The organism is Allobosea sp. CRIB-10 (genome assembly GCF_900112185.1).
Lineage (GTDB): Bacteria > Pseudomonadota > Alphaproteobacteria > Rhizobiales > Beijerinckiaceae > Allobosea.
In genome coordinates, this window is sequence record NZ_FOKP01000012.1 from 86859 (window position 1) to 102173 (window position 15315).

The 15315-nt window shown below is 61.9% G+C and carries 13 protein-coding genes and 1 pseudogene; 8 read left to right on the plus strand and 6 right to left on the minus strand.

The genetic code is table 11. The annotated features are described in order from the left end of the window. Window positions 1-29 precede the first annotated feature (29 nt). Window positions 30-1145, plus strand: coding sequence for an RHE_PE00001 family protein (locus BMZ69_RS16230; protein ID WP_092158401.1), 1116 nt, complete (start codon window positions 30-32; stop codon window positions 1143-1145). A gap of 65 nt (window positions 1146-1210) precedes the next feature. Here the strand turns inward: BMZ69_RS16230 and BMZ69_RS16235 are convergent, their stop codons facing one another. Then, complete coding sequence (locus tag BMZ69_RS16235; RefSeq protein ID WP_092158403.1) at window positions 1211-1894, minus strand: hypothetical protein; 684 nt, start codon at window positions 1892-1894, stop codon at window positions 1211-1213. A gap of 61 nt (window positions 1895-1955) precedes the next feature. Beyond that, complete coding sequence (locus tag BMZ69_RS16240; protein ID WP_092158405.1) at window positions 1956-2867, minus strand: helix-turn-helix transcriptional regulator; 912 nt, start codon at window positions 2865-2867, stop codon at window positions 1956-1958. A gap of 137 nt (window positions 2868-3004) precedes the next feature. On the opposite strand from BMZ69_RS16240, the gene BMZ69_RS16245 reads away from it, so the two are divergent. Genes BMZ69_RS16245 through BMZ69_RS16255 form a run of 3 tightly spaced genes read left to right on the plus strand, consistent with a single transcriptional unit; the run spans window position 3005 to window position 7031 of the window. Next, window positions 3005-4153: a patatin-like phospholipase family protein gene (locus BMZ69_RS16245; RefSeq protein ID WP_092158540.1), complete on the plus strand. Its 1149-nt coding sequence runs from the start codon at window positions 3005-3007 to the stop codon at window positions 4151-4153. Window positions 4154-4156: 3 nt separating this feature from the next. After that, the gene (locus BMZ69_RS16250) at window positions 4157-5203 is read left to right on the plus strand and encodes a cyclic GMP-AMP synthase DncV-like nucleotidyltransferase (RefSeq protein WP_092158413.1); all 1047 of its coding nucleotides are present in this window, start codon (window positions 4157-4159) and stop codon (window positions 5201-5203) included. Further along, entirely contained in the window at window positions 5196-7031 is a 1836-nt protein-coding gene (locus BMZ69_RS16255) for a ThiF family adenylyltransferase (protein ID WP_092158542.1), read from the plus strand. The genes BMZ69_RS16250 and BMZ69_RS16255 overlap by 8 nt, the downstream gene beginning before the upstream one ends. A gap of 167 nt (window positions 7032-7198) precedes the next feature. On the opposite strand, the gene BMZ69_RS16265 is transcribed toward BMZ69_RS16255, so the two are convergent. Both BMZ69_RS16265 and BMZ69_RS31185 read right to left on the minus strand, forming a co-directional pair. Then, a complete protein-coding gene (locus BMZ69_RS16265; protein ID WP_092158417.1) occupies window positions 7199-7990 on the minus strand; it encodes a hypothetical protein in 792 nt (263 codons plus the stop codon). Window positions 7991-8042: 52 nt separating this feature from the next. Then, window positions 8043-8309: a hypothetical protein gene (locus BMZ69_RS31185; protein WP_175506830.1), complete on the minus strand. Its 267-nt coding sequence runs from the start codon at window positions 8307-8309 to the stop codon at window positions 8043-8045. 143 nt (window positions 8310-8452) lie between these two features. Between BMZ69_RS31185 and BMZ69_RS16270 the strand changes: the two genes are divergently transcribed. Then, entirely contained in the window at window positions 8453-8809 is a 357-nt protein-coding gene (locus BMZ69_RS16270) for a DUF6283 family protein (protein WP_139219073.1), read from the plus strand. Window positions 8810-9013: 204 nt separating this feature from the next. Here the strand turns inward: BMZ69_RS16270 and BMZ69_RS16275 are convergent, their stop codons facing one another. Next, window positions 9014-10747, minus strand: coding sequence for a UvrD-helicase domain-containing protein (locus BMZ69_RS16275; protein WP_092158421.1), 1734 nt, complete (start codon window positions 10745-10747; stop codon window positions 9014-9016). After that, complete coding sequence (locus BMZ69_RS16280) at window positions 10744-12864, minus strand: ATP-dependent nuclease (protein ID WP_092158423.1); 2121 nt, start codon at window positions 12862-12864, stop codon at window positions 10744-10746. Before BMZ69_RS16280 ends, BMZ69_RS16275 begins: the two co-directional genes overlap by 4 nt. A gap of 158 nt (window positions 12865-13022) precedes the next feature. Between BMZ69_RS16280 and BMZ69_RS16285 the strand changes: the two genes are divergently transcribed. From BMZ69_RS16285 to BMZ69_RS16295, 3 genes and pseudogenes are all read left to right on the plus strand, one after another. Further along, a complete protein-coding gene (locus BMZ69_RS16285) occupies window positions 13023-13718 on the plus strand; it encodes a hypothetical protein (protein ID WP_092158425.1) in 696 nt (231 codons plus the stop codon). A 32-nt stretch (window positions 13719-13750) separates the two neighbouring features. Next, window positions 13751-14677 (plus strand): annotated as a pseudogene (locus BMZ69_RS16290) (IS701 family transposase); the annotation flags it as partial. Window positions 14678-14693: 16 nt separating this feature from the next. Further along, window positions 14694-15167, plus strand: a complete 474-nt coding sequence (locus BMZ69_RS16295) for a Shedu anti-phage system protein SduA domain-containing protein (RefSeq protein ID WP_092158427.1) — start codon at window positions 14694-14696, stop codon at window positions 15165-15167. The last annotated feature ends 148 nt before the right edge of the window (window positions 15168-15315 follow it).

Consider the following 15315-nt stretch of genomic DNA (forward strand, 5'->3'; position numbering starts at 1 on the left):
CATATTGATATCGAAGCAGCGTATTTACAATGACTTATGAAATTGGAGATCTGCCGTTCCAGACCCTCCTTCCCAGGGTGGCGCTTGCTGAGGACCAACTGGCCCGGCTCGATGAAATCGTACGCCGAAGCCCGGTCGGGGAGGGGTTCGCGGAGCGCGGACATTTCCTTGATGCAGCCGGCAGCATGTGGAACTCGGGCGAGCTCCTCCACGTCGAGGACCTGGTCTTTCACGATGCCCATATGGATATCCGATCGCCGACTCACGAACTGGTCATCGGCCATGGCATCCTCCGCGCGCGGCGTCGCATGGCCGGCGCCGCGCCTGGGTGGGCAGTGTCCGAAGCCGGTATCTCGGCGCTGACAGGGGCTGAGCGCGTCACCCAATCGAAGGCACCGGGCGTTGCTGATGAGAGGGGAGGGGAGGGGGCCGACGAGCCTCCCGATGAAGACGATGATCCGCTCTCTCGCGAGCTCGCACACATCGATGCGGTGCTCGAACGCTCGCGGCGCGTTCTCAACGGGGTCGCCACGCCGGCGGTGGCGTCTGAAAAGCCGTCGCTCGTCGTCGGCGGGCTCGTTATCCGCGACGCGGAATGGCACGAAAAGGAGCGGCTCTCCCAATGGCAAAGTGTTAGGAAGCACGTCGCTGATCTGCCGCCGGTGTTGTCGGCCGCGCTCCTCTTCGACGCCTGGGAAATCATTCAGCCGTTGCAGCGGCAGCATTGGCTCGGCGGGCAGCTGGTCGCCACCTGTCTACGGGCCCAAGGCAAGGTCGTTTCGCATCTGCCGGCGCTCAACGTCGGCCTGAAAGCCGTGCCTCGCGAGCGGCGGCGCTCTCACGATCGGACGAAGCGATTGCTCGCCTTCCTCGACGCGATGTGCCTCGCGGCGGAGGCGGGCATGAAGGAGATCGCCCGGCTCGATCAGTCTCGCCAGCTTATGGAGCGCAAGCTCCGCGGCCGCCGCTCGACCAGTAGCCTCCCGGCCGCTATCGAGCTGTTCCTGTCGCGGCCGATGGTTTCGGCCGCCATGGTTGCGAAGGCGGCCAACGTGACGCCGCGGGGCGCCCTCAATCTGATTGCCGAGCTCGGGGTGCGGGAGATGACGGGGAGGGGAAGCTACCGCGCTTGGGGAATCCTGTGATCCCGTAGATTGGCATCTCGGGTAGCTTAAAGCCGGCTGATCCAGCTTTGCGGATTATTGCCATGCTAACCAACATAACCTGCTCGACTGTGGTCTTCCTGATGGAGCGTCTGCAACGCCACCTTGTTGGCGGTAGCGGAAAACCGTTGGAAAAAAGTCTCGCGATTGGCATTTAGGAGATCGGCGTCCGATAGCTCTTCTGCTTCAAGGAATGAGCGAAGAACCTGACGAACCGTGGCGTCGTCGCGTGGATCGTGCCGGTGGCTCAGGAACTCGCGCGCCGCAACCGACCGGGTTTCCTCCGCGAGCTGGTGCGGAGCAAAGACGGGATCGCGCCGCTCGGCGCTCCGGGCGATCAGGACCGTTCGAATGCACCAAAGAGCCCGTTTCGTCAGGAGCGACGGGTTAAGTTCGTTCCCATAGAGGACGAGATACCAACCGAAGTCGGCGGCGTGGCCGATCTCGTCCGCGTAGCTCGACCTGAAGTGAAATGCATCTCGGAGCTTCTCGAGGTAGCCGTCAGGATCGACGAGTGCCTTCGCTTCGCGGACAAGATGGCACACGAAGAGATCGCCGCTATGCGCGTCCTGCGCCAGTTGGTGCCAAGGGTAGACGAATAGCGACAGATGGCCGACCGAGACATGACGGGTGTCGTCGTCGAGGTCGATCATCAAGAGATCGGTGTCGGAGCCTTCCGACTGATCGGCGCGGGCAAGACTCCCGAACAAAATGGTCGCCGCTATCGCCATGGTTGATACAGGCGCCAGAGTTGGGGACACGAGGCGCGCGTCGTCGAGTACCTCACTGTCATCAAACGGATTGTGAAGCGCGTGCGAGCGCTTCGATCGACATTTGACGCGAGGACGCGCGCGCCTGCGTGACCTCGTCACGATTGTGAAGAACGATCTGCTGCTTCTCGGGTTTCAGCACGCCCGGCTCGACGTCGAGATTATATTCGCTCATCAGGTAGAAGCTGAGGCTCAAACGGCATGGCCGTATGAGCTGGCCGTTTGTCATGGCGTGCTCGGATGCTACGGCTGCTTGACGCTCCGGCGACAAGCCCGGATTCGGCCGAATGACGAGATTGATCTTATGGACCCACTCGAAATCGAGTGCGACGTCAACCGCAGCCGGCCGGTGGGCAAGGACCGCGATAATCCTGTTGAGATTGTAGTCTCGAAAATCATTGTGGTCGCGTGACCATGACCGCACGTACCAGCGGCCGGCGCTATGAGCGAGGGCATGGGGTGCGATCGTCCGGGAAGGCTGAACCGAGCCGGTCAGCGACGCGTAGTCAATGTCGATTTCTTGCCGTTTGCGGATCGCGTCCAGCACGCGCAGCAACACCGTCGGATCGGTGGCTCTGCGGCCCAAGGTGATGATTTCGATCGGCGGAATGGCGTCGAACCAGGTGTCGCCGGGCCGCATCCAGTGATTTTCGATCGCGACGAGCTGGAGAAGGTAGCGCTCGATCGTCTCGCCGATGAACGCCGGCGCGAAACCTTCGGCACGGATATAGGCCTTCTCGGCGCGGTCGTAATGGAGGTTGTCGGGGGCTATCTTCTCGTATTGCCCGATATCCGCCGACGCCTGTTGTGCCGAGATGCCGAACGTAACCGACAGGTCGCTGCGGTTGAAACGGCCGTCCCAGAATAGTCTGAAGTCGATAAACTCGAGCCGTCGGCGGACCCCCCAGCGCAGCCGCTCGCTTCCCTCCTCCATGCGCAATCCTCCAAAAAACGCGATTCTCATCTGATCATCACGTCTAGTTACTTGACGCGATGGCGCGCCGTCCCCAAATCATATGGACGGACGTAGGGTGCAAGGCAACCGCGTCGTCAAGGAGCGGGATGGCCTGCATGGAAGCGTCCGAAGAAGATCAACAGCTTAGGAGGCCGTTCCGCGTGCTCAGCCTCGATGGCGGCGGCATGCGCGGCATCTATACGGCGGCCTTCCTCGGCCGCCTGACCGATCAGTTCGCCCGGATCAGAGGCGAATCGGCGCTCGATCTTGGTCGGGGATTTGATCTCATCACCGGGACCAGCACCGGCGCGATCGTCGGCTGCGCGCTCGCCGTCGGGCGGCCAATGACGGAGATCGTCAGGCTTTACCGGGAGCACGGGCCGAAGATTTTCCCTCATCGGATCGCCGGCAAGCGCAGCGCGATCTACCGCGCCACGCAAGGCAGTCGTTTTGTCCGCGAGGGCGACAAAGCGCTTCGCGGAGCGCTGACGGAAGTGCTCGGTGACGTCACCATGCTTGATGTTTTCGAGGAGCGGGGTATTTCACTGTCCGTCCCAGCCGTGCTGATGAGCGAGCATCGCGCCTGGGTCTTCAAGAAAACGCCCAAGAGTGGCGTCCGTGACGATCGCTATCCGCTCGTCGATGTGTGCTTGGCGTCCAGCGCGGCGCCGATCTACCGGTCGCTCGCTGCGATCGATGACCCTAATACCCCGAGCGGTCCGAAGCAGGTGTTCGCCGACGGGGGGCTGTGGGCGAACAATCCGATCATGGTCGGGCTCGTCGACGCGCTAACGATCGCTGCGCCGGCGCAGCCGATCGAGATCTTCTCGCTCGGGACCTGTCCGCGTCCGGAAGGCGATCATCTCGACGCCGAGACTGCCCATCGCTCGATGCTCGACTGGTCGCTTGGCGCCGACGTCGCACCGCTTAGCATCGCGGCACAGGAGTTTGCCTTCGACAACATGGCGCGGCTGCTCGCTAACGCGATGACGAATTGCGGGCGCTCGATCCGGCGGGTGCGGTTCCCCAACAAGCCGGTCCCCGCCAGCATGATGCCGTACCTGGCGCTCGACGACACGCGCCCCGAGGCGATGGATCGCTTGATCGGTCAGGCCAACACTGACGCCGACCTCACCAAGAGCGCCTGCGACGACTTGAACAGCGAAGACGGCCGAATGATCCGGCGCCTGATGCTCGACCTGCCGGCAATGCCGGTCAGCGGCGCGATCTGGGATCGCGCTTTGACACAAACCCAGAAAGCATAGGTGATGTACGATTGCGCCAAAGACGTCCGTGCGTATCACGATCAGGAGGTGACTCTTCCCAAGACCGAGCAGGATGCGATGCGCGACCGGCGCGACGCGAACCGTACCCGGCTGCGCAACGGCTTGGCCAACGCTGGCAAGCCGGCGCCGTTCGAGTTCGTCAAGCAGGGTAGCTACGCCATGAAAACCATGGTCCGCGACCCGGACAATGACTACGACATCGATGACGGCGTCTACTTCCGCAAGGAAGATCTGGTCGGCGAACGCGGCGCCGAGATGACGTCGTTGCAGGCCCGCCAGATGGTCCGGGATGCGCTCGATGACGGCAAGTTCAAGCGTGCGCCCGAGGTCCGCTCCAACTGCGTTCGGGTCTTTTACGAGAAAGGTTATCATGTCGACCTGCCGGTGTACCGTCGCGTCGTGACCTCGACCGCGTTCGGCGAAGAGGTCCACTACGAGCTCGCGGCGAGCAGCGGCTGGAAACGATCCGACGCACGCGATGTCTCCGATTGGTATGAGGATGAAAGGACCAAGTCGGCGGATGGCGTCCAGCTCCGCCGGATCAACCGTGACCTGAAGAAGTACGCCCGCAGTCGTTATAGCTGGCGCGGCGGCATCCTCAGCGGCTTCGGCATCACGGTGCTCACGACCGAGCGGTTCCGGGTCAACGACCGGGAAGATCAGGCGCTCTATGACACCATGGTGGCGATCCGCGACCGGCTCAGCTGGGATCTGCAAATCGCGCATCCGGTCACGCCCGGCGACTACATCACCAGCGGCAGCGATGATGCCCGGGCGCGGTGCTTTCGCGACAAACTGACTGAGGCGATTGATACGCTCCAGCCGCTGTTCGAAACCGGCTGCACGCGCGAGCGCGCCCTGAAATGCTGGGACAAGGTGTTCGCGACCACCTTCTTCAGCGAACGGCTCGAGGAGGAGAAGCGCGCGGCCGTGGCAGCCCCGGCGATTATCAGCTCGGCGGCGCTGTTGGGCGCGACGACAGCTGCGGCTGCGGCCGTCAGCAGCGCCGGTGGCGGCCGCCATGCGTGAGCAGCCTCGCTCGCTCCGTTGGCGGCAGGCCGCACTTCGGCTCGAAGCGATATTGCGCGAGCTGACCGGGCAGGCGCCCACGCGTCTCGATCAGGCGACGATCAGCAGCAACTATCCGACCCGACGCTGGGTCGCTGCTTGGCGTGTCAGCGTCGCCTTCTCGGACGGCGTGACGCGCCGGATCGACATCGTTGCGACGGCGGGCTTCCCGACTGTACCGGTCCGCACGGCGCTCGTTGACCATCCTGCGTTCCTGACCTGGCCACATGTCGAGAGCGATGGAATTCTCTGCCTGTTGCCCAACATGGCGGAATGCGATCCCGATGATCCCTCGGCCGTGGCCGCGAACCTGTTGCACCGTTCGATTCGCCTGATTGAGGAGCTGCTGGAAGGCACCATCGTCGAGCGGGACTTTCGCGAGGAGTTCTTGACCTATTGGGCCTATAAGGCGCACGCGAAGGGGGAGAAATTCTATAGCTTGCTCGAACCGGTGCCACCGTCGCGTTCGGTGCAGGTCTGGAGAGGCGAGGGACTGGAAGTTGTCGGTGAGACGGCTGAGGAATTGGCCCGATGGGCGCGCCGCCGTTTCGGCCCGGATGTCGGCGTCAACACCGAGGAGGCTACCTTTCTTTGGCTGGACAAGCCACTTCTTCCATCCGCCTACCCTGAGACGGCCGCGCACCTTCATGCTCTGGCGACCGAGCTCGGGAGCGGCGCAAGGGCGGTCATTGAACAAGCGGCGGTCGGAGAACCCGATCATCTCGTCGTTGTGTTGGGGGCGATGGGTCGCGGTGGCGCCGGCATGGTCGGCGTCAAGGTACCCAATCCGAAATACCTGAAGTCGTCTCCGCGGTCTCCACGGGAACCCCTGTCGAGAGGCTTCCGGCCTGGCCGCACACCCAAGCCGGTCTTGCTGAGCCGTTTTTTCGGCTCCGGGCCTGTCATTCGGAGCTCGCTTCAGCGGGCGGATGCAATGTGGGTCCATGGCCGCGGCAGCGATCCCCGAACAGAAAGGCTGCTGGGCGCAACGGTCGTGCTGATCGGCTGCGGATCGGTCGGCGGGCCAATCGCCGTCGCCCTCGCACAGGCTAGTGTCGGCCGCTTGATCCTGGTCGACTCTGATACGCTCTCTTGGCCGAATGTCGGCCGGCATCCGTTGGGCGCGTCGGCGGTCGGTCGGGATAAGTCGGAGGCACTGGCCGAGCGCCTGCAGGCTGATTTTCCTCATCTCCAGGTCGAGCATCGGGTCTGCGATCTGCATTATGTGCTCGCAAAGGAACCGGATCTCCTGGAAGCGGCCGATCTGATCGTTGCGACGACGGGCAGCTGGGTGGCCGAAAATGCGCTCAATCGCTGGCATCTCGCCCAAGGTCGGCGGCTACCGATCCTGTATGGCTGGACCGAAGCTCATGCCTGCGCTGGACATGGTGTGGCGATCGCAGGCGAGGGCGGCTGTCTGCAATGCCACATCGGTCGTACTGGTACGCCGGCGTTCAAGGTTGTGGATTGGCCGGATGGCGGCGACGCCAATCAGGAAGAGCCCGCTTGTGGCGCGCACTATCAGCCATACGGGCCGATCGAGCTCAACTATGTGACCACAATGCTCAGCGAACTGGCACTCGACTGTCTGCTCACACCGCCGTTGCAATCGTCAAGCCGGATACTCGTCACATCGGCCCGGCGCATCGCCGATCTTGGTGGTCGTTTGAGCGAGGCGTGGCGGTCTGAATACGGTGAGCATCGCGGTGGCGTGCAAACGGTTGAACGGCCGTGGTCGAACCTGCGCTGCACCGCCTGTGGCGAGATTCGCGCGGACGAGGCAGCCTAGTTGCGCGAGGTTCGATCGGTGTTCATCGCTATCGGGGTGGCTCGTTGCGGCTCGCGAAATGACGGGGAGGGGGAGCTATCGCGCTTGGGGAATCTTGTAGGAGGCGGAACCTGAGCTCCGGCAGGAGGCCGCTGTCTATGACCTCCCAGGATCTCTCGTGAGTTGTGTCAGCCCTGTGCTTCCGTCACGAAAAACAATTGCGCGCCCTGTGACCAGGCTTCGAGTCCGATGATCGCGGCCATGCCGTGTGTCCGGCCCTTCGAGCGAGCGAATATTTCATCCCGTCTTGAAGGGGCGAGCGCGCCAGGTCCGTCGGTCGGCCGCGTACGTTCGTAAAGGCGGCCGATTTGCTCTTCGAGTGTCGCTGCCGATTGATCGATCCGCATGCGAATTTCGGCTGCCATCTCGTCCTTTCGAGAGTCGTGAAGGGGTGTCGGTTGGGAGCAGACGTATCGGTTCGAGCCATCATAGACGATCCGATGAGCCCCGGCAGATCCGCCCTGGGCAAGGACGCCTCGCGAAATCTCCGACGGCTTCAGCAGCAGCGATTTCTCAAGCACCTTTCCGTCCTGGAACGCGCTCTCGTACACCTTCCAGTCGGAAAATTGGGGCGCGACGTAAAAGGTGTCGGCGTCAGTTGCCTCGAATTCGGTTAGGCGCTGAAACTGGTGCCCCGATGTGTCGACCACAAATCGCCAGAATGGGCGCTCCAACACCGGAATGGATTGCGATGGCGTCGCGCGATGAAAGCGGCGCAGTTCGTGGCCGAGCTTGAACTGCAACACGACAACCCGGCCGCGGTCGTTAAAGCCGACATCGAAGCCAAGCTCCTTTTCATGGAGCAAATTGGGCAGGAAGGGGGTCGGCCGCAACCCGATTCCCTCCAGCAGCGATTGTACTTCGCGGGTGACGCCGAAACCGTATGAGAACTCGGACAGACGTTCGTGCAGATTGATCATTTGGGCTCTTATTGCGGCGACGGCCAGCCAGTTCCCGCCGCCAGTGGCGGACTCAGCCCGGGAGGACGAATTCTGGTTTTGCCGCTGCCGGCACTTCAACGCCGTGATGCTGCATCATGGACACGACAAAACGATCCCAGGCATGAGCCGGATCCACATCGTGGAAGCAATCCAGGCACTGGGTTCCCGTCGCGACCTGCTCAGGGCCGGTTCTATGGACATCCACGCCTCGGCGAGTGAAACGACCGATGCAGCATCCGGTAAAGTCGTTGACCCAAACGCTGCGTCCATCCCACACGACTTCATGCTTCGGGCTCACGCTGATCATTCTCCTGACGGCGCAGTACTCGGGTGTCCGCTCATGCTAACCGGTTGATTCCGTTTGCGGCATCAAATTTGTACCGTGGGTTCAAATCCAAGCCAATTCGGCGCATATGCAGAGGCTGAGACACGGAGGCAATGTTGAGCTGGAGACTGAAGCGCGTCCGGCAATGCGCAAAATGCCCCTGGAAGATCTCGGCCGATCCGCGCGATACCCCCAACGGCTATAGCGAGGACCAGCACCTTGCGCTTGCTGCAACGATAGCGCACCCGGGTTCGCTCGTCGGTACCGGCAGAGCCATGGCCTGCCATGAGCATCAGCCAGGCGACGAGGCGCACTGTGTCGGATGGCTGATGAACCAGCTCGGTCCGGGCAATAACATCCCGCTGCGGTTGCAGGTGCGAGATTGCGAAAACATCGGAGCAGTCATGCTCGACGGTCTGCAACACGAGCGCTTCGAAGATACGCTGCCCATCGCCATTGATGAAGTCGGCTAGCGCGCGACCTCGACCGAATAGGTGCTGAGCAACTCGTCTATCGCGTAGCGCCATTCGCTGCGGGAACGGGCGGAGGAAGAAGCACGTGCCATCTGCTGGGGCCGTGCAGCGTCGAGACGCCATAGTGGCGGGCTGACTATCGTAGGCCTTTTTGCGGTCCTGCCTGGATAGCCTGTGACGGGAAAGACAAGCGGGGAAGGGCGGTTATTCGACTACCGCAAGCGCCTCGACGTTGGCTTCCCCGAAAAGCTTCGCCGCCGTCGTCAGGGCTGTGGCGGATAACGTCTGTGTCGCCAACACCGCAAGCCGTTTCATGGGCCTAGAGATCGAAACGTAGAAGAGATTGCGTGCGCGGTAGAACCCCTTCGCGTTCGCTGCTGTGAGCGCCTTGGTCTCGATGAGTTCCAGCAGTAGCGGCCAGTTGTAGTGATTCCACCCGCCGCCGAGTACGACCAGCACATTCTCGAATTCGGCTCCCTTCACGCTGTGCTGGGTAGCGAAAGGCGTCTGCTTTTCCACGAACCTGACGAGAGCGGCCATTTCTGGATAGGCAATCTCGCGCAGCGCCTGATGACGCTGCAGGCTTGTCGCTTCCTCCGGCACCGGCTGCCCGTTCAATTGCCGGAGCTCCTCCTCGCGGCGAAGCACGCGATCGGGCAGCACGGGACGCTTCGTTGCCTGCAGATGCTCGAGGACGCCGCCGATGGTGCCCTCGTTCCTCAGTGTCATCAATGCATCCATGTCATTGCGCCATGACTGCTTGTCCGCTTGGGTATCGATGGCAGGTCGCGCACCGTAAAGGCGAAAGAGTTCGCCGTATTTGGACGCCTGATAGGCCTCCGCCATCGGCTCGAGGGTCTCCGCGAAGAACCTGACCGATGGGTCCTCTTTGCGCGCGAACGCGTCATTCCGTCCGGAGAACACCTTCGCGATGGAGGGATAGCCCTGCTCGGCCGCAAGCACGTTATGGGTCAGCATGAGCATCTTGGTCTTGCCAAGATCCCATCCTTCGCCCTGCAAACGCTGCATCAGCGACTCCCGCACGGTGCGGGCCATCTCGGGAAAGAGATCGGCCCTCGAGTGCGGCGTGTTTGTCCGCGCTCCCGTGAACTGGTTGGTGTGGAAGAACCGCGCCTCGCCGGCAGCTGCGGGGGCAGCGACGGCCTGCGTCAGTTCCGGGCGGAGGCGATTCAGGACGTTGACGATCGCGGGCACCGAACGGAAATTCGATCCCTTGTCTATCGCTTCGACCGGATAGGCAGCCAACTCGTACTCGCTGTTGTAGATCGTCTGCCAATGATCGCCGAACAGCCCTATGATAGGTCCCTTCTTGGGCGTGAAATAGTGATCGGTGATCGCGGTCATGAAATCACGATCGGTGTCTTGGTATTCGTCGATGAAGACGATCGGAAACTGCTGCTGGAATAGCAGCTGGAACTTGGGCTTCGCGAGAAGCTGCGACATGTATAGGGGGATGTCGTCATGGGCGAGCGTGATACGCTTGTCGTCGACGCCGAAAAAACCGAGCTCGTACTCCACCAGCTTCGACCCGACGCCGCCCGCTTCCTCAAGCTTGTCCTTGCGTTTCTCCGATGCCGCGATGAGCTCGCGCAGGGCCTTCTGGTACTGCCGCAGGAATGCCCATGAAAATGCATGGATCGTCTCGACCAAAATGGCGGGATGGCGTTCGACCTCTCGTGCGATCTCGTCGCGCGCCACCTCGGTGTAGGTGATACAGGCGATTTTGCGCCCACTTTGCATCAGCTCGGCGCCGCGCGTGGCGATAGTGCGCTTGAGCGCGGCGACGAGCGAATAGGTCTTGCCAGCGCCCGCGCCCGCTTCAAGCCGAAAACTTCGGCCTTCGTCCAGGCATTTCTCGACCTTCGCCTGGGCGTCTTTCGCGGCGATGAGAGCGGGATTGTCAGGCTTTTGCGTCACTGGCCCGGCTCCCCGGCTTCGGCGGGCTGGGGCGGCACTGCCGGAGGATCCTCGGCGGGCGGCGGCGGTGGTTCAGAGAGCCATTTGAGGCCTTCGTGGATGTACCGCGGGACCTTCCAATTCGTTTCACGGATCGCAAAGCGCAGCGCCGTTTCCGATTTGGGTAAGTCTTGCGCGATTTCCCAGGCGTCCTCTGCCTGGTCTTCGCTCTCGGCAAGCTGGAATCTATCCGGATTGGCGAGGACAAGGGCGTCCTCATAGCTGCGCGCGCAGACCTTCGAGTCCGGCTTCTCCGGCACCTGGTAGGCGATGCGACGATAGCCGGACAGCTTCTCGGCATCGGTCTTAGCAAGCAAGGTCTTAAGGTCGATCTCAGGGGCAGGCGTGCCTTCTGCATAGCCATCACCTTCCCCGCCTGCCGGCCTGAACCACTCGCGGATCGCTGCGTTCGAGGTCTTCTCACCAGCGGCGACCGGGCATTTCTCCCAGACCTGGCGCACCTTTCCTTTCTTGTCCGTCCTGGTGGCCGAGCGAACGGCATCGAGATCGGTGATGACCAGCGTCTTGAGCTCGAGGAAGTTCAGGAGCGGATAGAAGATATGGGCATAAGCGCCGCCGACCTCGACCGTGGTGATATACTGCTTAGACAGCTTACGTTCCTCATCGAGATCGCGGTCGACGATCTCGCAAAGCCTTGGCATCAGTACCCGCTCGGTCGTGCCCTCAACGAGGATCGCCTTATCCGCGAAATAGAGGTCGCATTTGGTGAGGGTCATATACTGGTACAGAAATTCCTGATCGGGCTTCGGAATCGCTGCCATGCCCTTCTTGAAATCCTTCACCTTGGTCCGGCGCCCCGACGCCGGCACCGGCTGCTGATTCAGAAAATAGCGTATCGCTTCGAACGGCGCGGCGTTCGCGACATGGGACGAATGCGTCGTGATGACGAATTGCACCTGCCATGCCGGCTCTCCCGGATATTTCGCTGACAGCTTGCCTATCGCAGCATTTAGCCGCGCGATGAACACTTCCTGCATCTGGGGATGCAGATGTGCTTCGGGCTCTTCGATGAAGATGAGATGCGTCGCGGGACGCGTTGGCCGCGCGCGGTAGAGCTTATGGTAGGTCTCCAGCTGCAGGAGCATGTAGATCAGGTTGCGTGTGCCCAGCCCGTTATAGCCTTCGGGCAGATGCACGCCGTCGGTGCCCGCATAGACCACCCTTGTATGGTCCGAAAGCAGTGCATCAATATTCAGCGACGTCTCCGGCTGCAGCTCGGCATCGTTCATGCTCGGAAAGCCAAGCACGCTCATCGCCGGCAGCAATGCTTTCAGCATCGTATCGAATTCCGACTGCACCTCCCGTTCGATGCCCTCGACCGAGGATTTAAGCTGTGCGGCGAGTTGCTGGTCCGCGGCGGCGGCAGTCGGCGTCGATGCGGTCTTGAACAAGGTGCTGAGCAGCTTGCCGATAACATCGGCATCGCCATGCTTGGCGTGATCGAGGGTGCGCTGGGCGCGCACGAGGTTGCACTGAAGCAGCGCCGCGAGGTGCGATGTTCCCTCGAACTGCCGTACATTCGCCGGATCGGTGGGGTCGATCGCACTGACCTGAACGCTATAGGCCTTTGGTATCGCGTCCTTCAGGTGCCGCATGAAATGCACCTTCGCATCGACGCCTTCGGGGGTATCTGCGGCCTCAAGCAATTGCTGCAGGGAAGAGAGTGTCGGCGCGTATTCCAGTTTCGCGATGGCTATCGTCGAGTCCATATCGAGATCGATGATGAACGCGGAAAGCGGGCCCAGGGAGGGGGCGGCGCTGTCATAGGCGAAGGTCAGGGTGATCGTGATCGTCGGAATGGCAGCAAGGACCTTTCCCGGATCTTCTCCTTTTTCCCGGAGTGCCTTCGCTTCGAAAAAACTGCTGCGTGTGCCGGCGGAAAAATCCTCCAGCCTGAACTTCGCGCCACCATCGCCCGCGAAACGCTCGAACACGTCGGTGAGTGAGGTCTTGCCGCTATTGTTGCGGCCCACGATGACCGTCGATCCTGGCTCCAGCATGATCTCGACATCTTCGAGCAGGCGGAAGCCCTGGACCCTGACCTTCTGTATACGCATGCCCTCTCCCAAGGAACCGCACTGACGTACAGTCTTGGATAGGCGGAGACGGCGGTTTAAACAACAACGAAGCTATGCAGTGAAGCGCAAGATCAGCTTCTGTCCAGAGGCGGCATTTCACTTGCGTTGCACAGGAAATGGGGCATTCAACCGGTACTATGGCTACGTTCGGCCCACAATTCGGCGAAGAGGATCAGGGCACATTGTCCGTCGAGGCATTGGAACCCGGTGTGGTTGGCGTGTACTTCACACCGTCCTCCATACGCTTGCGTGCAGCGCGCAGGATCGACGATCCGAACGCTCGGGTGCTGCTGCTGCGTTTCGATGCCAAGCAGGAGACCACGACGCTCTTTCCCATCAATACGATGCCCACCTCGGCACGATTCCTCGCGCCCAAGCACGCGCCCATCATCTCGATCGAGCTCGTCGAAAAGAACAGCCTGATCCATATCGTGGACGATCTCGACGATAGCGAACACTACATTCTGCCCCGCACCGTCGAGGACGTTCAGTTGTACCTCAACGAGTGCATGCCTGCGGGATTTACCAAGGATCCGAATTTCGGGCTGGGACTGGACCGCACCCTCTCCTTCATCGTTCAGGCACTGGCCCAGATCGACGGTGTCGAACATTTGCGCCTCACCGACCAGAAAACACTCGAGGTATCACGCTCCGACGACGGCAAGACCTACGAAATGGGGTTTCGGCTGTTCAACGAGCTGCGGCGCGGAGCCGACCGGTTCGACCACAAGGCGCGCGCGTCCAGCCGCCGGAAGAAGACACAACTAGCACTACTTTGGCAGATTTTTAGACGCGCTGGCATTTTTGGGATTCCCGCGGCGCGATTTGCGTGATTCATGGGTGGTCGGCTTATGGAGGGCCGGCCATGGACGAGAACTGGAAGTCGGATCTTGAGCGCTGGCTTGCACCCTTTCTCGGTGCTCTGCGGCACAAGGTTCGGGTGCGGATGTGTCCGGCTTATGTGGCGGGGCTGATCGGCGCTGGGGATCGCAAGAGCGTCCAGCCGATGGCGGCGCGTGACGGTGGCGTCGGCTACGACCAGCTTCATCACTTCATCGCCAGCGAGGCGTGGGACGCCGCACCGCTTGAGAAGATCTTACTTGCCGAAGCCGACAGGATGGTTGGTGGCGCTGAGGCCTGGCTGATCGTCGACGACACGGCCCTGCCGAAGAAGGGCGAGCGCTCGGTCGGCGTCGCGCCGCAATACGCCTCTGCCTTGGGCAAGAACGCCAACTGCCAGACCCTGGTGTCGCTGACGCTGGCTTCCGGTGAAGTCCCGGTCATGGTGGGGTTGCGGCTGTTCCTGCCCGAGAGCTGGACGAGCGATCCTGCGCGGCTGGCCCGAGCCGGTGTGCCGGACGATCACGGGGGCTATCGGACCAAGCCCGAGATCGCACTCGCCGAGATCGATCGGGCGCGCGCGGCCGGCCTGCGCTTCGGCTGCGTGCTGGCCGATGCCGGTTATGGCCTCTCCGCACCATTCCGGCAGGCCTTGAGCGAGCGTGGTCTCAACTGGGCCGTCGGCGTTGGGGGGCGCCAGAAGGTCTATCCGATCGACGTGGCCCTCGTCTTTCCCGTCGCCGGGCGGGGTCGCCCGCGCAAGAACCATGTGCCCGACGCGAAGTCGGTATCGGCGGAGAAGACGCTGGCGACGGCGCCCTGGCGCACGCTGAGTTGGCGGCGTGGCACCAAGGGCCCACTCAAGGCCCGCTTCGCTGCCGTGCGGATCAAGGTGGCCGACGGGCCGCCCCAGAGGATCGGCGACATGGGACAGCAGCATCTGCCGGGAGAACCCCTTCATCCTCGACATGGCGTTCAACGTGCCGGTCCTATTGCTGCAGGGGCAGGCGCATGTTGGAGGTAAGAAGCTCACCGGAGCCGGTGAGAAGATCACGGACTTTTTGTTCGCCAACCAGCTCACCGACAACCTGGCGGTCCTTGAGATAAAGACGCCCGGTATGGCGCTGCTGAATAACAAGGAATATCGCGCCGGCGTGTACGGCCCCGCGCCCGAGCTCGTGTCCGCTGTTACTCAGGTCCTCGATCAAGTGAACCAGCTTCAGAGCGATATATTTCGCCTGAAAGCGCTGAACCCTGAGCGCCGAATGGAATCCTTCGGTATTCGCGGCGTGCTGGTGGCAGGGGTCATTCCAGACGTCGAGCGCAAGCGGTCATTTGAACTTTATCGTAACGCACTCGCCGGCCTGTCGATCATCACGTTCGACGAGTTGCTGGGAAAGCTGAACTCGCTTCGCGTCCTCCTCTCCGCCGGCGAAGGATAACTGCAGCCGTGTGTGCTGCGTTCAGTTCGTGACCTGGCTTGCGACCAACAGAGCACATGGGCCTTCGATTGCGAGGTGCCGCTTCATAGCAGCTTGACCGGTGCCTTCGCGCTGGAGACGAAACACAGCTATGACCGTAGCGCCTCAA